The sequence below is a fragment of the Streptomyces sp. DH-12 genome, from assembly GCF_002899455.1.
GTDB lineage: Bacteria > Actinomycetota > Actinomycetes > Streptomycetales > Streptomycetaceae > Streptomyces.
In genome coordinates this window covers 1830982-1849357 of the sequence record NZ_PPFB01000001.1, presented here as the reverse complement: position 1 = coordinate 1849357, position 18376 = coordinate 1830982, and the positions used below count along the sequence as shown (strand labels likewise).

Genomic DNA, 18376 nt, shown 5'->3' with positions numbered 1-18376 from the left:
TCGGCCGCCCCGAGTCCGCCGCACGTCGCGGGCGTCCGCACCGACCGTGCGTCGACCGGGCGCCGACCCCGCACAGCGTCCCCGCAGGCGGAACCGTCCTCAGTCCGGCAACCGCTCCAGCAGAACCACCGGCAGCGACGCGAACAGCTCCGCCACGGGCGCTTCACCGCCGAATTCCCGCCCCGGCTCCCGCACATCCGCCCACCGCCCCGGCGGCAGCGGCAGCCGGGTGTCGCGCCAGCCGCCCGTCTCCGCGAGGCGCAGGGAGAGGCGGGTCACCGCGGTGATCACCTCGCCCGAGCGGGAGAACGCCAGGCAGTGGTCCGCCGCCGGGCCCTCGGCGGTCAGAGGCTCGTACGACGCCGTCGTGCCGAAGACCTCCGGCCGCCGCGCCCGCAGGGCCAGCGCCGCCCGGGTCACCGCCTCCTTGTCACCGCCGTCCTCGCCGAACCGCGGGGGCCGCCGGTTGTCCGGGTCCACCAGCGCCCGGTACTCGTGCTCGGTGCCCTGGTAGACGTCGGGCACGCCCGGCATCGTCAGGTGCACCAGCGCCGCGCCCAGCACGTTCGCCCGGATGTGCGGCTCCAGCGCCTCACGCAGCTCCGCCACCCTCCGGCCCGGCACCCCGCACGGCCCCGCCGTCACGAACCGCGCCACCGCCTCCTCGTACGGCGGCTGCTGCTCGGTCCAGCTGGTGAACAGACCCGCCTCGCGCACATGCTTCAGCAGCGCCGCCCGCACCCGCTCCTCGTCGGCGGGACCCAGCCCGAACACCGTCTGCCAGGCCGCCCAGGCGAGCTGCGGGTCGGCCACGTCCTCCCCGGCGCGGGTCACGTCCGTGAGGACGTCGGCCCAGCGCTCCGGGCACTCGGTGAGCACGTGCAGCGCCGCCCGCACGTCGGCGCTGCGCTTGGCGTCGTGCGTGGACAGCACCGTCCCCGTGGCCGGCCAGTCGCGCTGCACGCGCGCGCAGTACGCGTGGAACCGCTCCGGCGGCACCGCGGGGTCGCCCGGTTCGCCGCCCACCTCCGTCGCCGACAGCAGCGGCACGTAGCGGTAGAACGCCGTGTCCTCCACGGACTTGGCCCGCAGCGCCGACGCCGTCTGCGCGAACCGGGTGCGGAACTCCACGTGCGCGGGACCGTCCCCGTACCGCCCGAGCAGCAGATCGCGTACGACGTCCACCGCGCCCGCCTCCTCCGGGACGGCGAACGCGCGCCGGGCCTGAGCCGCGGCCTCCTCGGTCACCACCGACACCGCGTCCTCGGGGGAGTAGGGCCGGTACACCTCCAGCCGCACCAGCAGCTCCGTCAGGGCGGTGCGCAGCGCCCAGGGCGCGCGGTCGCGCAGCGCGGTCTCCGGGGCGGTCGCGCACAGCCGGCTCGCCACCCGGGTGAGCCGGTCGGTCTCGGCGGCCAGCTCGTGCGTGAGCACCTGGTACGCGGCCCGCCGCACCGTGGCCTCCCAGTCGCCGCCCAGGTCGGTCCGCGGGGCGGCGAAGGCCCGGTAGCGGTCCAGCAGCGCCCCGGACCCGTCCGGGTCGGTGAACAGCCCGTCGACGTGACGCAGGGCGTCGTAGCCGGTGGTGCCGGCGACCGGCCAGGAGGCGGGCAGGGCCTCGCCGTCGGCGAGGATCTTCTCCACCACCGTCCAGCGGCCGCCCGTCGCCTCGTGCAGCCGCCGCAGATAGCCGCCGGGTTCGGCGAGCCCGTCCGGGTGGTCGACGCGCAGCCCGTCGACCACGCCCTCGTGGAGCAGCTCGAGGATCTTCGCGTGCGTCGCCTCGAACACCTCGGGGTCCTCCACCCGCACCCCGATCAGCTCGGAGATGCTGAAGAACCTCCGGTAGTTCAGCTCCGTGCGGGCCAGCCGCCACCACACCGGCCGGTACCACTGCGCGTCCAGCAGTTGCGGCAACGGCAGGGAGGCGGTGCCCTCGCGCAGGGGGAAGGCGTGGTCGTAGTAGCGCAGCACGTCCCCGTCGACCTTCAGCCGGTCCGCCTCCTCGCCGAGCGGTCCGCCGAGCACCGGCAGCAGCACCTGCCCGCCCTGCGCCTCCCAGTCGATGTCGAACCAGCGGGCGCGGCGCGAGGACGGCCCGTCGCGCAGCACCTCCCACAGCGCCGGATTGTGGCGCGGGGACATCGCCATGTGGTTCGGGACGATGTCCACCACCAGCCCCAGGCCGTGCCGCCGCGCGGTGCGGGACAGCTCCCGCAGCCCCTCCTCACCGCCCAGCTCCTCCCGTACGCGCGCGTGGTCCACCACGTCGTAGCCGTGCTGGGAGCCGGGCACCGCCTCCAGGACGGGCGACAGATGCAGATGGGACACGCCGAGCGAGGCCAGGTACGGCACGGCCTCGGCCGCCGCCGCGAACGGGAAGCCGGGCTGGAGCTGCAGCCGGTAGGTCGCCGTGGGCACCGCCGGGTCAGGACGCTCAGGGGTCATGGCTAGCTACGTACCCGCCTCGCCGCCTTTCGTGCGTCCGCTCGCCCCACCGGGCCACCCGTCGCCCGGACGGGTGAACCCGGGGGGCGCGGTCACGCCGGCCGCTGCAGCACCGTCAGGCTCCGGTCGGCGAGCGTCAGCCGTGTGCCCGCGGAGACCTTCGGACCCGTGCCCGGGGGCACGCCGTCCGCGCGGGCGGTGTCCACCACCACCTGCCACTGCGCGCCGTGGTCCACCGGCACCACGAAGTCCAGCGGCCTGGGGGAGGCGTTGAACATCAGCAGGAACGAGTCGTCGGTGATCCGCTCCCCGCGCTGCCCCGGCTCGGAGATGGCGTTGCCGTTGAGGAACACGGTCAGCGCCGACGCCCGGGCCGACTCCCAGTCCCGCTGGGTCATCTCGCCGCCCTCGGGGGTGAACCAGGCGATGTCGGAGAGGTCGTCGTGGGTGCCCTCCACGGGCCGGCCGTGGAAGAAGCGGCGCCGCCGGAAGACCGGGTGGTCCTTGCGCAGCCACACCATCGCGCGCGTGAACTCCAGCAGCTGCCGGCGGAGGTCCCCCTCGTCCCCCTCGGCGTCCTCGTCCGGCCAGTCGACCCAGGCCAGCTCACTGTCCTGGCAGTAGGCGTTGTTGTTGCCGCGCTGGGTGCGGGCCAGCTCGTCGCCGTGGCTGATCATGGGCACGCCCTGGGAGAGCATCAGCGTGGCGATGAAGTTCCGCATCTGCCGGGCCCGCAGCCGCAGCACGTCCGGGTCGTCGGTGTCGCCCTCGGCCCCGCAGTTCCAGGACCGGTTGTGGCTCTCGCCGTCCCGGTTGTCCTCGCCGTTGGCCTCGTTGTGCTTCTCGTTGTACGACACCAGGTCGTGCAGGGTGAAGCCGTCGTGGCAGGTGACGAAGTTGATCGAGGCGAGCGGGCGCCGTCCGTCGTCCTGGTAGAGGTCGGAGGAACCGGTGAGCCGGGACGCGAACTCCGCGAGCGTGCGCGGCTCGCCCCGCCACAGGTCCCGCACGGTGTCGCGGTACTTGCCGTTCCACTCGGTCCACAGCGGCGGGAAGTTGCCCACCTGGTAGCCGCCCTCGCCGACGTCCCAGGGCTCGGCGATCAGCTTCACCTGGGACACCACCGGGTCCTGCTGCACCAGGTCGAAGAACGACGACAGCCGGTCCACCTCGTGGAACTGCCGGGCCAGGGTGGCCGCGAGGTCGAAGCGGAAGCCGTCGACGTGCATCTCGGTGACCCAGTACCGCAGCGAGTCCATGATCATCTGGAGCACGTGCGGGGACCGCATCAGCAGCGAGTTCCCGGTGCCCGTGGTGTCCATGTAGTACTGCGGGTCGTCGGCCAGCCGGTAGTACGAGGGGTTGTCGAGGCCCTTGAAGGACAGGGTGGGGCCCAGGTGGTTGCCCTCGGCGGTGTGGTTGTAGACCACGTCGAGGATCACCTCGATGCCGGCCTCGTGCAGCGCCTTCACCGCCGACTTGAACTCCAGCACCTGCTGGCCCCGGTCGCCCCAGGACGCGTAGGCGTTGTGCGGGGCGAAGAAGCCGATCGTGTTGTAGCCCCAGTAGTTGTTGAGGCCCATGTCGACCAGCCGGTGGTCGTTGACGAACTGGTGCACCGGCATCAGCTCCAGCGCGGTGACGCCCAGCTCGGTCAGGTGCTCGATGATCGCGGGGTGCGCCAGGCCCGCGTAGGTGCCGCGCAGCTCCTCGGGCAGCGCCGGGTGGCGCATGGTGAGGCCCTTGACGTGGGCCTCGTAGATCACCGTGTGGTGGTACTCCGTCCGGGGGCTCCGGTCGTCCCCCCAGTCGAAGTAGGGGTTGACCACGACCGACGTCATCGTGTGCGGCGCCGAGTCCAGGTCGTTGCGCCGTCCGGGGTCGTCGAAGTGGTAGCCGTACACCTCCTCCCCCCACTGGACGGAGCCGCTGATCGCACGCGCGTACGGATCGAGCAGCAGTTTCGCGGAGTTGCAGCGCAGCCCCCGTTCGGGTGCGTACGGCCCGTGCACACGGAAGCCGTACCGCTGCCCGGGCATGACCCCGGGCAGGTACGCGTGCCGCACGAACGCGTCGCTCTCCCGCAGTTCGACCGCGGTCTCGGAGCCGTCGTCGTGCAGCAGACACAGCTCTACTCGGTCCGCGGCCTCCGTGAAGACCGCGAAGTTCGTTCCGGCGCCGTCGTACGTGGCACCGAGCGGATACGCCTCGCCAGGCCAGACCTGCATGGACACGACTCTTTCAGGTGTACGGCGCCGGTGGGGGCGCCTTGGCTCCACGTGTCCCCGTGTCTCCCCGAAAGGGCGGGGTCCATGGGGTACCCATGCCCCCGACGGACTACCGCGCACCTCGTGAATCCACTATGAACATGATCACTCCCCGCCCCGAGGAGGGCGGAACGGTCGCGTGCTCGGGGGAAGTTGGGAAACGACCCTGTGCATCGGGCTGCATCGCGCACCGCATGCGGAGTACTCTCCTTGATCGTCGGACGGGGAGTGCTCGGGGGATCGGAAGGCGGTGCGCGGGTGGGCTCGGGAGGGCTGGAACTGCCCCCTGGTGACGAGGGTCACGAGAGGAGCGGCTCCACGGACGTCCCGCCCGGTGCGGTGTCCCTGGCACGGCCGATGGACGCGGGTTCGATCGGACCGGAGCTGGACTGGGGCGCGGACGCGTGGCGCGAGGTGCGCACGCGGGCGCAGCGGGCCGGCCGGGCCTACATCTGGCTGAACCTGGTCGAGCAGCGGCTGCGCGCGGTCGTCGCCGCCGTGCTGCGTCCGGTCTACGAGCCCGTGCACGGCGACAACTGGGTGGTCGCCGCCGCCGGGCCCGCCGGACAGGAGTGGGTGCAGCGCGCGGTCGCCGTGCGCGAGGTCAGCCGCCGCAAGGGCTATCTGCTCGATCCGGCCGACGACAACGTGCTGTCGTTCCTCACCCTGCCGCAGCTGCGCGAGCTGATGGTGCAGCACTGGCCGTGCTTCGAGCCGTACCTCGACGACCGCCGGGACGTCGAGCTGGCCCTGGACGAGCTGGAGGTCACCCGCAACGTGGTCTCCCGCAACCGGGCGCTGTCCGAGGCGGTGCTGAACCAGGCGGAGCGGGCCTCCGCGCGGCTGCTGGAGATGCTCGGCGCGGGCGGCGACGTGCCCTCGGCGCGCCGGCTGCCGGTGGACGCGGTCGAGGACCTGGTGGGCGACCGGTACGCGGACGTGGTCGCCGTCCACCCGGACCGGGTGCGGCTGCTGCGCCAGTTCCCGGCCGAGGACATATTCGGCGGGGCCCGCCGCCTCGACGCCCTCGGCATCGGCCTGAACCTGCTCGTGCAGAACTTCTCCGGCCGCCGGCTGGTGCGGCTGGCCGAGTCCGGCTGCCGGGTCCGGCTGCTGTTCCTCAACCCGGCCTCCAGCGCGGTCAAGCGGCGCGAGCGCGAACTGGGCATCAAGCGGGGCGAGCTGGGCCGGTCCGTGGAGATGAACATCCTCCACATGCGCCGCGTGCGGTCCCGGCTGCGCGACCCGGGCGCCTTCGAGATCCAGGTCTACGACGAGACGCCGCGCTGCACGGCCTACCTGGTGGACGGCGACGGCTCCGACGGCGTCGCCGTGGTGCAGAACCACCTGCGGCGCACCCGCGGCATGGAGGCGCCGGTGCTGGTGCTGCGCAACGGGACCAAGGTGGTCAAGCCGGGCGAGACCGAGGAGGGCGGTCTCTTCCCCACCTACCGCGAGGAGTTCGAACAGATGTGGGCGGATTCGCGGCCGGTGTCCTGAACGCCCGCACCTGTGCGGACCGGTGCCACCCGTCCCGGGGCCCCCTGATCCGCCCGGCAAACGGAATGCGATCCTCTGGTTGTCAGTGGCGCGTGCGAGGGTGGAAGCCACTGGGGGAACGCACCGCACAGAAGGGGGGCAGCCCATGGGCTGGCACCGGGAGCTGCTGATCGGCTTCGACCTGGAGACGACGGGGACGGACCCGCGCGAGGCGCGGATCGTCACGGGAGCCGTGATCGAGCTCCGGGAGGGGGAGCCGCTGGGGCGCCAGGAGTGGCTGGCCGACCCGGGCGTGCCGATCCCGGAGGACGCGGTCGCGGTCCACGGCATCAGCAGCGAGCGGGCGGCCGCCGAGGGGCGCCCCGCCGGCCAGGTGGCCGACGCCATCGCCGGCGTCCTCGCCGCCCACTGGCGGAGCGGCGTCCCGGTCGTCGCCTACAACGCCTCCTTCGACCTCAGCCTCCTCTCCGCCGAGCTGCGGCGGTACGGACTGCCGTCCCTGCGCGACCGTCTGGGCGGCGCCGACCCGGCCCCGGTCATCGACCCGTACACCATCGACCGCGCCGTCGACCGCTACCGCCGCGGCAAGCGCACCCTCGAAGCGGTCTGCGCGGAGTACGGCGTCCCCCTCGACGCGGCGCACGACGCGACGGCCGACGCCCTCGCCGCCGCCCGGCTGGCCTGCGCGATAGCCGGCCGCCACCCGAAGGTCGCGGCCCTCGGCCCGACGGAGCTGCACCGCCGGCAGATCGAGTGGCACGCGGCCTGGGCGGCGGACTTCCAGAGCTTCCTGCGCCGCAAGGGCGACCCGGCCGCCCTGGTCGACGGCACCTGGCCGCTGCGCGAACCGGCGGGCGAGCCCGTCTGACCCCGCCCCCTGACCTCGCTTCCCGGGCCCCGCTCCCAGGGTCCGCGGGGACGGCTCAGAACGGGTACCAGCGCACGGTCTCGTCCCCGTCCCGCAAGGACGCCACCCGGCGGCGGAACTCCGCCAGCGCCCGGGGGTTGCCCGGGGCGTGCTGGGCGACCCAGGCACAGCTGGCGGTCTCCCGCGCCCCGCGCAGCACCGCACAGCCCTCCCACTCCCGCACGTCCCAGCCGTAGGTCCCGGTGAAGGACGCGTACGCCTCGTCCGGCAGCCCGTAGCGGTCGTGGGCGAGGGCCATCACCACCAGGTCGTGCTCCCGCAGGTCCGACGAGAAGGTCTCCAGGTCGATCAGCACCGGGCCGTCGGGTCCGACGTGCACGTTGCGCGGCAGCGCGTCGCCGTGGACGGGCCCGCGCGGCAGCCGGGGCGTCAGCGCGGCGGCGGCCGCCGCGAAGCCGTCGCGCCGCTCGCGCAGATACGCCGCGTCCGCCGGGTCGATGGCGTCGCCCGCGAGCCGCAGCCAGCGCTCCACGCCGTCCAGCAGCGCGCGGGGCGGCAGGACGAACGGGGGAGGGGGCAGCGCGTGCACCTGCCGCAGCAGCACGGCCACGTCCTTCGGCTCGGCGGGCCGCACCGGCTCCGGCAGCCGGTGCCACACGGTCACCGGGTGCCCCTCGACCAGCAGCGCCTCGGACACGGCCGGCCGCACGGCGGGCACACCCTGCTCCGCCAGCCACCCGGCGACGGCCAGCCCACGGCGGGCCCGCTCCAGCAGTTCGGCGTCCCGGCCCACCTTGACGGCCAGGTCCCCGGCGGCGAACACCGCGTTCTCCCCGAGCGCCAGCAGCCGCGCGTCCCCGGCACCCCGGGGCAGCACCCCCGCGGTGTCCAGAACCTCCCGCGCCCGCGCCTCGTCCATCGCTTCCGCCTCCGTGTCCGTCTCGGGCCCCGCCGGGCGCCGCCGTCCGGCCGTTCGCGGTCAGTCTCGCATTCGCACAGGTCGGGTGGTGCGCGTGGGCCCTTGACGTGCGGTGCCACGTTCACGACCATGACCGGGCCCACTCCCACCGTGCGAAGGGGCTGATGCCGTGACGTCGGTGACCGAGGCGAGGAGATCGGAGTCCCGCGCGCCCGGCCCGGGCCGCCCCGCGCGGCGTGCCGTCGACCACGGCCCGTGGTTCCTGGTGCTGCCCGCACTGATCCCGATCCTGGTGCTCAGCGTCGGCCCGCTCCTCCACGGCATCCTGCTGGCCTTCACCGACGCCCAGTCCGGCCGTACCGAGCCGACCCGCTGGATCGGCACCCTGAACTTCCAGGACCTGCTCCAGGACACCCTGTTCTGGGAGTCGTTCCGCATCGGGCTGGTGTGGGCGGTCGGCGTGACGGTCCCGCAGTTCCTGCTGGCGCTCGGCCTCGCCCTGCTGCTCGACCAGGACCTGCGGCTGCGCTGGGCGGCGCGCGCCCTGGCGATCGTGCCCTGGGCGATGCCCGAGGTGGTCGTCGGCATCATGTGGCGCCTCACGTACAACCCGGACGCCGGCATCCTCAACGAGACCCTGCGCGACCTCGGGTTCGGCGGCGACCGGGACTGGCTGAGCGGACTCGCCACCGCCCTGCCCGCGGTGATCGTCGTCGGCGTGTGGGCGGGCATGCCGCAGACCACGGTGGCGCTGCTCGCCGGACTCCAGAACACCCCGCGCGAGCTGCACGAGGCCGCCGCCGTGGACGGCGCCGGGGCCTGGCGCCGCTTCCGCACGGTCACCTGGCCGGCGCTGCGGCCCGTCGCCCTCGCCATCACGGCGCTCAACCTCATCTGGAACTTCAACTCCTTCGCCCTCGTCTACGTGCTGACCAGCGGCGGCCCCGGCGGACGCACCCGCCTGCCCATGCTGTTCGCCTACGAGGAGGCCTTCCGCTACGGCCAGTTCGGTTACGCGGCGGCGATGGGCTGCGTGATGGTCGCCGCGATCTCGGTCCTGCTCGCCGTGTTCCTCGCCGGCCGGCTGAAGGGAGGCGACGCGCCGTGAGGACCCGTCCCGCCGCCCGCGCCGGCCAGTACGCGGCCCTGCTCGCGTACCTGGTCTTCCTGGCCTTCCCGCTCGTCTGGCTGGCGTCCACCGCGTTCAAGCCGCCCACCGAGCTGGCCGGACTGCACCCCACCTGGATCCCGCAGGACCCCACCCTCGCCAACTTCCGCCAGGCCTTCGACGAGCAGCCGCTGCTGCGGGCCGCCCTCAACTCCCTGCTCACCGCGTCCGCCGCGGCCGTCGTCGCGGTCGCCGTGGCCACCCCAATGGCGTACGTCATGGCCCGCCACCGCGGCGCCCTCGTGCGGGCGGTGACCGGCTGGGTGGTGGTCAGCCAGGCGTTCCCGTTCGTGCTGCTGATCATCCCGCTGTTCCTGGTGCTGAGGAACCTGCGGCTGATCGACTCGCTGCCCGGTCTGGTGCTGGTCCACGTCGTCTGGGCGCTGCCCTTCGCCCTGTGGATGCTCACCGGGTACGTCCGCGCCGTGCCGGCCGAGCTGGAGGAGGCGGCGGCCGTGGACGGGGCCGGGCGGCTGCGCACCCTGGTGTCGGTGACCGCGCCGCTGCTCGCGCCGGGCATCGCCGCGACCGCGCTGTTCGCCTTCGTCACCGCGTGGAACGAGTTCTTCTTCGCCCTCGTCCTGCTGAAGACGCCGGAACAGCAGACGCTGCCGGTGCTCCTCACCCGCTTCATCGGGGCCGAGGGGGTCGCCGACCTCGGCCCGCTGGCAGCCGCCGCGTTCCTCGCGACGCTGCCCTCGCTGCTGGTGTTCGCGCTCATCCAGCGCCGGATCACCGGCTCCCTGCTCGCCGGGGCGGTGAAGGGCTGATGACACGGACGGCGCCTTCCCGGGCCCGCGTTCTCGTCGCGGCCCTCGTCCTCGCCCTGCTCCTCGCGGGCTGCTCCTCCGGCGGCGCCCGCGAGGACGGCCGGATCACCCTGCGCTTCCAGTCCCTGGCCTGGCAGCAGGAGTCGGTCGAGGCCACCAAGGACCTGGTCGAGGAGTGGAACGCCTCCCACCCCGAGGTCCGCGTGGAGTACGTCCAGGGCAGCTGGGACAGCGTCCACGACCAGCTCCTCACCTCCTTCGAGGGCGGCGAGGCCCCCGACATCGTCCACGACGCCGCCGACGACCTCGCCGACTTCGCGTACGGCGGCCACCTCGCCGACCTCACGGAGCTGCTGCCCGAGCGGCTGACCTCCGACATCCCGCCGCTCGCCTGGGAGTCCGTCACCTTCGGCGACGGCGTCTACGGCGTCCCCTTCCTCCAGGAGCCGCGCGTCCTCATCGCCGACGCCGCCCGCCTGAAGGAGTCCGGCGTCCGCGTCCCGACCCCCGCGCGCCCGTGGAGCTGGGCGGAGTTCCGCGAGGTGACGAAGGAACTGTCCGGCGACGGCAGGTACGGGGTGGCCTGGCCCCTCAAGGAGCCGGTGTCCGCCACCCTCAACCTCTCCCTCTCCGCGGGCGGCCGGCTCTTCCACCGGGGCGCCGACGGGAAGGCCACCGTGCGGTTCGAGGAGGGCGACGAGGTCGTCCCGCGCACGATCCACGAGCAGGTGAACACCGACCGCAGCGCCTCGCCCACCACCCTCGGCAGCGGCGGCTCCGACACCCTGCCCGGCCTCTTCGCGGGGAAGTACGCGATGGTGCCGCTCGGCTTCTCCTACCGCCAGCAGATCGTCCAGCAGGCGCCGGAGGGCTTCGAGTGGCAGGTGCTGCCCGCGCCGGCCGGGGCCGCCGGTCTCGCCCAGGGCGTCAGCCCGCAGACCCTGTCCGTCGCCGAGGACTGCCCCCACAAGAAGGAGGCGGTCGCCTTCCTGGACTTCCTGCTCCAGCCGCGGAACATGGTGCGCCTCGCGCTCGGCGACTGGATGCTGCCCACCGGCCGCCGGGCCCTCGCCGACCCGGCCCTGCGCACCCCCGAACACGGCTGGGCCACCGGCACGGCGCTCGCCGCCCACCTGCGCCCGGCGCCGGCCCGGTCCGTCCGGGGCTACCCGGAGTGGAAGGACAAGGTCGCCACCCCGGCGCTCCAGGAGTACTACAGCGGCGCGATCGGCCTCGGCGAGCTGCGGGAACGCCTGGAGAAGGACGGCAACCTGGTCCTCGCCCGCTACCAGCGCTGAGCCCTCCCCGCAAGATCGCCGCCCGGCCGACGGGGTGCGCGGGCACGGCGGCCCGGGCGCGGGGTGAACGGGCCGGTGAGCGCGGGGTACCGCTCCGGCGCGAGTCGTCCGGGCCGCCCGGCACGGCTCGCGCGCCGATCACGCCGGCGGCGAGGGCGATAACGAGTTGCACGAGACGTATCGTCTCGCCTACGGTCGCCGTATGACCGCTCCCGCGCACATCGCCATGTTCTCCATCGCCGCCCACGGGCACGTGAACCCCAGCCTCGAGGTGATCCGCGAGCTGGTGGCGCGCGGACACCGGGTGACCTACGCGATCCCGCCGCTCTTCGCCGAGAAGGTCGCCGGGACCGGCGCCGAGCCCAAGCTGTGGAACTCCACCCTGCCCGGCCCCGACGACGACCCCGAGGCCTGGGGCACCACCCTCCTCGACAACGTCGAGCCCTTCCTCGCGGACGCCGTGCAGGCGCTCCCGCAGCTCATCGAGGCGTACGAGGGCGACACCCCCGACCTCGTGCTGCACGACATCACCGCCTACCCGGCCCGCGTGCTCGCCCACCGCTGGGGCGTGCCCGCCGTCTCCCTCTCACCGAACCTCGTCGCCTGGGACGGTTACGAGAAGGAGATCGCCGAACCGCTGTGGGAGGAGCCGAGGAGGACCGAACGCGGCAAGGCGTACTACGCCCGCTTCCGGGCGTGGCTGGAGGAGAACGGGATCAGCCTGCACCCGGACGACTTCGTGGGACGCCCGGACCGTTCCCTCGTGCTCATCCCGAAGGCGCTCCAGCCGCACGCCGACCGGGTCGACGAGCGCGTGTACTCCTTCGTGGGCGCCTGCCAGGGCGACCGGAGCGCCGAGGGCGACTGGCGGCGGCCCGCCGGGGCGGAGAAGGTCGTCCTGGTGTCGCTCGGCTCGTCCTTCACCAAACGGCCCGCCTTCTACCGGGAGTGCGTCGAGGCGTTCGGCCGCCTGCCCGGCTGGCACCTGGTGCTGCAGATCGGCAAGCACGTCGACCCCGCCGAGCTCGGCGACGTACCGCCGAACGTCGAGGTGCGGTCCTGGGTGCCGCAGCTCGCCGTCCTCAAGCAGGCCGACCTGTTCGTCACCCACGCCGGTGCGGGCGGCAGCCAGGAGGGTCTGGCCACCGCGACCCCGATGATCGCCGTGCCGCAGGCCGTGGACCAGTTCGGCAACGCGGACATGCTCCAGGCGCTCGGCGTGGCCCGGCACCTGCCCGCCGAGGAGGCGACCGCCGAGGCGCTGCGCACCGCCGCCCTCGCCCTGGTGGACGACCCGGAGGTCGCCCGCCGCCTCAAGAGCGTCCAGGCGGAGATGGCCGAGGAGGGCGGCACCCGCAGGGCCGCCGACCTGATCGAGGCCGAGCTGCCCGGACGCGGCTGACGGCACGGGGCCGACGGCACGGGACCCGACGGCACGGGAAGGGCCCGGCGGTGGCAGCCGCCGGGCCCCGGTTCGTGTCCGCGCCGGTCAGACCGGCACCTTCTCGCCCTCGTCGTCCTTCGCCCGCGGCGTCGGCGTCGGCGTCGGCGCGGGCGCCGCCGGCGTCTCGTCGTGGGTCAGGTCGGGCAGCCGGTGCAGCCACTTCGGGAAGTACCAGTTGCGCTCGCCGAGCAGCGCCATCACCGCCGGGAGCAGCACGCCCCGGATGACCGTCGCGTCGATCAGCACCGCCGCCGCCAGGCCCACGCCCATCTGCTTCATGGACTGCATGGACAGCGTCCCGAAGATCGCGAACACGGCGACCATGATGACCGCGGCGCTCGTGACCACGCCGGCCGTGGTGACCACCCCGTGCCGGATCGCGTCCCGCGTCTGAAGGCCCCGCGCCCGCGCCTCACGGATCCGGGACACCACGAACACGTGGTAGTCCATCGACAGGCCGAACAGGATCACGAAGAGGAACAGCGGAAGCCAGCTGATGATGGCGCCCACGCCCTCCGCGCCCACCAGGGACGCGCCCCAGCCGTGCTGGAAGACCGCCACGAGGATGCCGTACGCGGCGCCCACCGACAGCAGGTTCAGCACGATCGAGGTGACCGCGACCGTCAGCGAGCGGAACGACAGCAGCATCAGCACGAAGGCGAACACCACCACGAACGCGAACACCGGGACCACCGAGCCGACGAGCTGGTCGTTGAAGTCCTTGTTGCCCGCCACCTGACCGGTGATCGGCGCCTCGACCCCGTCGACCTCGCCCAGCGTCGCGGGCCGCACCTCGTCGCGCAGCTTCTCCAGGCTGGCGCCCGCCGCGTCCTGGTCGGAGCCGCCGACCAGCGGCACGTAGACGAAGGCCAGGTTCTGCCGGTCGTGCAGCTTGATCTCGACCGGACCGCGCGAGGCGCCCGAACCGACCGCCTGCTCACGGAAGTCGGCCAGCGCCGCCTTCACCTCCGGCGCGTTGATGTCGTCCGCCTTGACGACCACCTCGGCCGGCTCCGAACCGCCCGGGAACGCCTCGTTGACCCGGTTGTACGTCTGCACGATCGGCAGCGAGTCGCCGAACTCCTGGTCCAGGGTCAGGTTCTCGGTCTTCATGCCGAGCGCGGGCGCGGCCACCGCGAGCAGGGCGCCGGTCGCCACGACCACCGACAGCACCGGCCGGGCGAGGACCCGCTTCAGCACGGCCGACCAGAACCGGCTGTCGTTGCCGGCGCCCGTCCGCCGGCGCAGGAACGGCACCCTGCCCTTCTCGACCCGTTCGCCCAACAGCGACAGCAGCGCCGGCAGGACGGTCACGGAGCCGACCATCGCCACGCCCACCACCATCAGCGAGGCCAGGCCCATCGCCTCGAACTCGGCGATCCCGGTGAACAGCATGCCCGCCATCGCCACGCACACCGTGACACCGGAGACGACGATCGCCCGGCCGCTGGTCGCGGCGGCGATCCGCAGCGCCGTCCGCGCGTCCCGTCCCGCCGCCCGCTCCTCGCGCTCCCGGCGCAGGTAGAACAGGCAGTAGTCGACGCCGACGGCCAGACCCACCAGCAGCATCACCGAGTTGGCGGTGTCGCTCATCGGCTGGAGGTGGCTCACCAGGCCCATCAGGCCCATCGTCGCGATGATCGCGGTGATCGCCAGCGCGACCGGCAGCAGCGCCGCCACCAGCGCGCCGAACGCGATCAGCAGGATGCCGAGGGCGACCGGCACGGCCGAGTACTCGGCCTTCTTGAAGTCGTCGCCGAACGCGTCGTCGAACGTCTTCATCATGCTGGCGCCGCCGATCTCCTCGATCCGCAGCGACTCGTGCTCCTTCTGGACGTCCGCCACCGCGTCCAGCACCGGCTGGATCCGCTCACCGGCCGTCCGCGGGTCGCCCCGCACGTCGAACTGGACCAGCGCGCTGCGCCCGTCCTTCGAGACCGTGCCGCTCTCGTACGGCGAGGTGACGTCCGTGACCTCGCCGGTCCCCTCCACGGCCGTGACGACCGCGGCGACCGCCGACCGGAACGCGGCGTCGGTGGACGTGAGACCGCCGTCCTTCGCCTGGACGAGCACGGTCTCCGAGGCCGGCTCCTCGATCCCGGCCTCCTCGACGATGCGGGCCGCGGTGCTGGTCTCCCCCTTGAGCTGCTCACTCTCCTCGACGTCGACCCGGCCCGCGGCCGAGCCGAGCCCCATCGCCAGCACCACGAACAGCACCCAGATGCCGACGGCCGCCCAGCGGTGCCGGGCGCTCCAGCCGCCGGCCCGGGCGGCGAGCCCCCGTACCCGCGCGTCTCCGTTCCCCATGACGGGTTCGCTCCCTCGTGTGCGGCAGCGACCCCCTGCCGCCACCTGACGTTCCGAAGGTATGGGCCGGGCGGGCGCGTCTCGTCGTGCTGTCCGGTGAAGCCGCGGGGCCCGCACTCATCCCACCGGCCCGGCCCCCCTCCCCACTGGGGAGGACGTGGCCCCCTACACATGTCCGGGACACCGGGACGGTGGATCAGGGCCGGGGACGGGGACCGGACATCGGGGCCGGTGGGGGCCGCGCGTGCGGCACCGGATCCCGCTCGTCACGTCACAGCGGTGTTCTCAGGCTGCTCCGGGCCCGGCCCGCCGGCCGGAGCGGCGGGGCCCGCCGTGCGCGGGCCCCGGCCGTCGTGCCCGCCCCCACGGGGCACGACGGCCCCACTACAGTCGGGGCCATGGCGACGAGATACGCGGCGCTGCTGCGCGGCATCAACGTGGGCGGCGGGCGGAAGGTCCCGATGGCCGAGCTGCGCGGCCTGCTGGAGAGCCTCGGTCACGAGGACGTACGCACGTACCTGCAGAGCGGCCAGGCGGCGTTCACCGCAGGCCACGGCGACGAGGAGTCGCTGGCCGCCGAGCTGTCCGGGGCGCTCGCCCGGCGGTTCGGCTTCGACGTGGACGTGATCGTGCGCGACCACGCCTATCTGAAGGGCGTCGTCGAGGCCTGCCCCTTCCCGGCCGGCGAGCTGGAGCCGAAGCAGCTCCACGTCACCTACTTCTCCGCACCCGTCACCGACGAGCGGTTCGCGGAGATCGACCGGCAGGCGTACCTCCCGGAGGAGTTCCGCCTCGGCGACCGCGCTCTCTACCTGTACGTCCCCGACGGCCTCGGCCGCTCCGGGCTCGCCGACCACCTGTCCAAGCCGCGCCTGAGCAAGGGCGTCGTCGCCACCAGCCGCAACTGGAACACGGTGCGCAGGCTGGTGGAGATGACCGGGACCTGAGCCGCCCGGCTCAGGCGCCCAGCGCCTGGAGCGACGGCGTCCGCGCCGCGTCGTAGCGCTCCAGGAGCACCCGGGCGACCTCCGGCGACGGGCCCAGCACGTCCGCCAGGACGTCCGCGCCGGCCGCGCCCCGGGCGATCCGGTCCGGCAGCCGGCCCGGCGCCAGCACGTACGGCGCGACGGCGACGCGGGGGCAGCCGAGTTCCCGCAGTTCCCGCACCGCCTGTTCGGTGCGGGGAAGGGATGCGGAGGCGAACGCAGGCCGCACGGCGCACCAACCGGTGTGCCGCCACTCCCGCGCGACGTCTGCGATCACTGCGATCGCCTCCGGGTCGGAGGACCCCGCCGAGGCCAGCACGACCCCGGTCGAGGGCTTGTCGGCGGGCGTCAGACCCGCCTCGTACAGCCGGCGTTCCAGGGCCGCCAGCAGCAGCGGGGACGGACCCAGCACCTCGGCCTGGCGGATCCGCAGCCGCGGCGGGGCCTCGGCCAGCACCGCGGGGATGTCCGCCTTGGCGTGGAAGGCGCGGGTCAGCAGCAGCGGCAGCGCGACCACGTCACGCACCCCCTCCGCGTCCAGGGACTCGAGCACCGCGCCGACGGACGGCACGTTGAAGTCCAGGAACCCGGTCTCCACCCGCAGGCCGGGCCGCTGGGCGCGCACCCGGCGCACCAGGTCGTGCACGGTCGCGGCGTGCCGCGGGTCACGGCTGCCGTGGGCGACGACGAGAAGGACAGGACGACGCAGCATCATCCGCACCTCAGCTCTTCACCAGGAGTCCGCGGGTGCGCAGGACCCGTCGTTCGAGGGGGCTGAAGATCAGCAGGTCGATGGCGATGCCGACGGTGAGGATGAGCAGGATCGCCTCGAAGACCATGGCCATGTCGCTGGCGTTGCGGCCGTTCTCCAGGAGCTGTCCGAGGCCGACGCCGAGGTCGGGGAAGGAGGCGATGATCTCGGCGGCCATGAGGGAGCGCCAGGAGAAGGCCCAGCCCTGCTTCAGTCCGGCGACATAGCCGGGGAGGGCGGCGGGCAGGGTGATGTGCCAGGTGCCCTTGAGGCCGGTGGCGCCGAGGGTGCGGCCGGCGCGCTGGAACAGGGGCGGGACCTGGTCGACGCCGGAGAGCAGTCCGTTGGCGATGGAGGGGACCGCGCCCAGGAGGATGACCGCGTACATCATCTGGTTGTTCAGGCCGAGCCAGATGACGGCGGGCGGGACCCAGGCGACCGAGGGCAGGGACTGCAGACCGGACAGGATCGGGCCGATCGCGGCGCGGATCAGTCTGACGCGGGCGAGGAGGAGACCGAGGGGGGTGGCGATGAGCAGGGCGAGGCAGAAGCCGAGCAGGCCGCGGGAGACCGAGGTCCAGATGTAGCCGAGGAGTTCGCCCTGCAGCCAGGCCTTCTCCAGCACGTGCCAGACGTCGGCGGGCGCGGGCAGCTTGGTGGGGTCGTCGACGACCTCGAAGGTGATCAGGGACTGCCACACGGCCAGCACGAGCGCGACGGCGACGACCGGGGGGAGGACCTTCTGGGTGAGGGTCTGCCGCAGCGGCTTGCGGGTGGTCTGCACCGTCTCCAGTGCGTCCAGGCCCGCTTCCAGTCCGGCGAGATCGCCGGTGTCCCCGGGAGTAGTGGTGTCAGTGCTGGCCATGTCGGCGGATCTCCCCACGGAGTTGCTCGGTGATCTCGACGGACAGCTCCGCCACGGCGGTGTCCTCGATGCGGCGCGGGTGCGGGATGTCCACGGTCCACTGCCGGGCGATGCGGCCGGGGCGTGAGGACAGCAGGATCACGCGCTGGGCGAGGCGGACGGCCTCGCGGACGTTGTGGGTGACGAACAGCACCGACAGGCCGGTCTCGCGCCAGATGCGGGTGAGTTCGTCGTGCAGGACGTCGCGGGTGATGGCGTCGAGCGCGGCGAACGGCTCGTCCATCAGCAGCAGCCGGCTCTCCTGGGCGAGGGCGCGGGCGAGGGCGACGCGCTGGCGCATGCCGCCGGACAGCTCGTGGACGCGCTTGCCGTGGGCGCCGCCCAGGCGGACCAGCTCCAGCAGCTGTTCGGCGCGCTCACGCCGTTCGTTCTTGGGTGCGCCGCGCAGTTTCAGGGCGAGTTCGATGTTCTTGCCGGCGGTGAGCCAGGGGAACAGGGCGTGTTCCTGGAACATCAGGGCGGGGCGGCCGTCGGTGGTGATGGCTCCGGCGGTGGGCCGGTCGAGGCCGGCGACCAGGTTGAGCAGGGTGGACTTGCCGCAGCCGGAGGCGCCGAGGAGGGTGACGAACTCGCCGGGGGCGACGTCGAGGCTGATGTCGTCCAGCACGAGCTGTTGTCCCGCGGGGCCCGCGAAGGACTTCGAGACGTGCTCGATGCGGGCCGCGTGCGTGGCCGACTGCGTGCCGTCGGCGGCCTTGGCGAGGGTCGTGGCCATGGTCGTCACC

At 73.4% G+C, this 18376-nt stretch carries 14 protein-coding genes; 7 read left to right on the top strand and 7 right to left on the bottom strand.

What is annotated here, in order from left to right; all coding sequences use genetic code 11:
- Positions 1 to 99: 99 nt before the first annotated feature.
- Both treY and glgX read right to left on the bottom strand, forming a co-directional pair.
- On the bottom strand, positions 100 to 2448 hold the full coding sequence (gene treY, locus C1708_RS07225) for a malto-oligosyltrehalose synthase (RefSeq protein WP_106411865.1): 2349 nt from the start codon (positions 2446 to 2448) through the stop codon (positions 100 to 102).
- Positions 2449 to 2540: 92 nt separating this feature from the next.
- Positions 2541 to 4676, bottom strand: coding sequence for a glycogen debranching protein GlgX (gene glgX, locus C1708_RS07220; protein WP_106416199.1), 2136 nt, complete (start codon positions 4674 to 4676; stop codon positions 2541 to 2543).
- 297 nt (positions 4677 to 4973) lie between these two features.
- On the opposite strand from glgX, the gene C1708_RS07215 reads away from it, so the two are divergent.
- Entirely contained in the window at positions 4974 to 6215 is a 1242-nt protein-coding gene (locus tag C1708_RS07215; protein ID WP_106411864.1) for a DUF5919 domain-containing protein, read from the top strand.
- Positions 6216 to 6360: 145 nt separating this feature from the next.
- A complete protein-coding gene (locus tag C1708_RS07210; RefSeq protein ID WP_106411863.1) occupies positions 6361 to 7083 on the top strand; it encodes a 3'-5' exonuclease in 723 nt (240 codons plus the stop codon).
- 55 nt (positions 7084 to 7138) lie between these two features.
- On the opposite strand, the gene C1708_RS07205 is transcribed toward C1708_RS07210, so the two are convergent.
- Positions 7139 to 8002: a phosphotransferase enzyme family protein gene (locus C1708_RS07205; protein WP_106411862.1), complete on the bottom strand. Its 864-nt coding sequence runs from the start codon at positions 8000 to 8002 to the stop codon at positions 7139 to 7141.
- 169 nt (positions 8003 to 8171) lie between these two features.
- On the opposite strand from C1708_RS07205, the gene C1708_RS07200 reads away from it, so the two are divergent.
- The 4 genes from C1708_RS07200 to mgt all read left to right on the top strand — a co-directional run bounded on the left by C1708_RS07200 (position 8172) and on the right by mgt (position 12640).
- Positions 8172 to 9110 (top strand): carbohydrate ABC transporter permease, encoded by a 939-nt coding sequence (locus C1708_RS07200; RefSeq protein WP_106411861.1) that lies wholly within the window; start codon positions 8172 to 8174, stop codon positions 9108 to 9110.
- Positions 9107 to 9940 carry a carbohydrate ABC transporter permease gene (locus C1708_RS07195; RefSeq protein WP_106411860.1) on the top strand — a complete coding sequence of 278 codons (834 nt, stop codon included), beginning with the start codon at positions 9107 to 9109 and terminating at the stop codon, positions 9938 to 9940. Before C1708_RS07200 ends, C1708_RS07195 begins: the two co-directional genes overlap by 4 nt.
- The gene (locus C1708_RS07190; RefSeq protein ID WP_106411859.1) at positions 9940 to 11238 is read left to right on the top strand and encodes an ABC transporter substrate-binding protein; all 1299 of its coding nucleotides are present in this window, start codon (positions 9940 to 9942) and stop codon (positions 11236 to 11238) included. Before C1708_RS07195 ends, C1708_RS07190 begins: the two co-directional genes overlap by 1 nt.
- 202 nt (positions 11239 to 11440) lie before the next feature.
- Positions 11441 to 12640: a macrolide-inactivating glycosyltransferase gene (gene mgt, locus C1708_RS07185; RefSeq protein ID WP_106411858.1), complete on the top strand. Its 1200-nt coding sequence runs from the start codon at positions 11441 to 11443 to the stop codon at positions 12638 to 12640.
- 87 nt (positions 12641 to 12727) lie between these two features.
- On the opposite strand, the gene C1708_RS07180 is transcribed toward mgt, so the two are convergent.
- Entirely contained in the window at positions 12728 to 14989 is a 2262-nt protein-coding gene (locus tag C1708_RS07180) for an MMPL family transporter (protein WP_106411857.1), read from the bottom strand.
- Positions 14990 to 15387: 398 nt separating this feature from the next.
- On the opposite strand from C1708_RS07180, the gene C1708_RS07175 reads away from it, so the two are divergent.
- The gene (locus C1708_RS07175; protein ID WP_106411856.1) at positions 15388 to 15936 is read left to right on the top strand and encodes a DUF1697 domain-containing protein; all 549 of its coding nucleotides are present in this window, start codon (positions 15388 to 15390) and stop codon (positions 15934 to 15936) included.
- A 10-nt stretch (positions 15937 to 15946) separates the two neighbouring features.
- Here C1708_RS07175 and C1708_RS07170 read toward each other — a convergent pair whose 3' ends face one another.
- Genes C1708_RS07170 through C1708_RS07160 form a run of 3 tightly spaced genes read right to left on the bottom strand, consistent with a single transcriptional unit; the run spans position 15947 to position 18366 of the window.
- Positions 15947 to 16687: a sirohydrochlorin chelatase gene (locus C1708_RS07170; RefSeq protein ID WP_106416198.1), complete on the bottom strand. Its 741-nt coding sequence runs from the start codon at positions 16685 to 16687 to the stop codon at positions 15947 to 15949.
- Positions 16688 to 16697: 10 nt separating this feature from the next.
- A complete protein-coding gene (locus C1708_RS07165; protein ID WP_106411855.1) occupies positions 16698 to 17591 on the bottom strand; it encodes an ABC transporter permease in 894 nt (297 codons plus the stop codon).
- Complete coding sequence (locus C1708_RS07160) at positions 17578 to 18366, bottom strand: ABC transporter ATP-binding protein (RefSeq protein ID WP_106411854.1); 789 nt, start codon at positions 18364 to 18366, stop codon at positions 17578 to 17580. Before C1708_RS07160 ends, C1708_RS07165 begins: the two co-directional genes overlap by 14 nt.
- Positions 18367 to 18376: the final 10 nt, after the last annotated feature.

Excerpts from the sequence above, each read along its gene's own strand:
- treY (WP_106411865.1), bottom strand. The coding sequence starts at position 2,448 with ATGACCCCTGAGCGTCCTGACCCGGCGGTGCCCACGGCGACCTACCGG.
- glgX (WP_106416199.1), bottom strand. The coding sequence starts at position 4,676 with ATGCAGGTCTGGCCTGGCGAGGCGTATCCGCTCGGTGCCACGTACGAC.
- C1708_RS07210 (WP_106411863.1), top strand. The coding sequence starts at position 6,361 with ATGGGCTGGCACCGGGAGCTGCTGATCGGCTTCGACCTGGAGACGACG.
- C1708_RS07205 (WP_106411862.1), bottom strand. The coding sequence starts at position 8,002 with ATGGACGAGGCGCGGGCGCGGGAGGTTCTGGACACCGCGGGGGTGCTG.
- C1708_RS07190 (WP_106411859.1), top strand. The coding sequence starts at position 9,940 with ATGACACGGACGGCGCCTTCCCGGGCCCGCGTTCTCGTCGCGGCCCTC.
- mgt (WP_106411858.1), top strand. The coding sequence starts at position 11,441 with ATGACCGCTCCCGCGCACATCGCCATGTTCTCCATCGCCGCCCACGGG.
- C1708_RS07180 (WP_106411857.1), bottom strand. The coding sequence starts at position 14,989 with ATGGGGAACGGAGACGCGCGGGTACGGGGGCTCGCCGCCCGGGCCGGC.
- C1708_RS07175 (WP_106411856.1), top strand. The coding sequence starts at position 15,388 with ATGGCGACGAGATACGCGGCGCTGCTGCGCGGCATCAACGTGGGCGGC.
- C1708_RS07170 (WP_106416198.1), bottom strand. The coding sequence starts at position 16,687 with ATGCTGCGTCGTCCTGTCCTTCTCGTCGTCGCCCACGGCAGCCGTGAC.
- C1708_RS07165 (WP_106411855.1), bottom strand. The coding sequence starts at position 17,591 with ATGGCCAGCACTGACACCACTACTCCCGGGGACACCGGCGATCTCGCC.
- C1708_RS07160 (WP_106411854.1), bottom strand. The coding sequence starts at position 18,366 with ATGGCCACGACCCTCGCCAAGGCCGCCGACGGCACGCAGTCGGCCACG.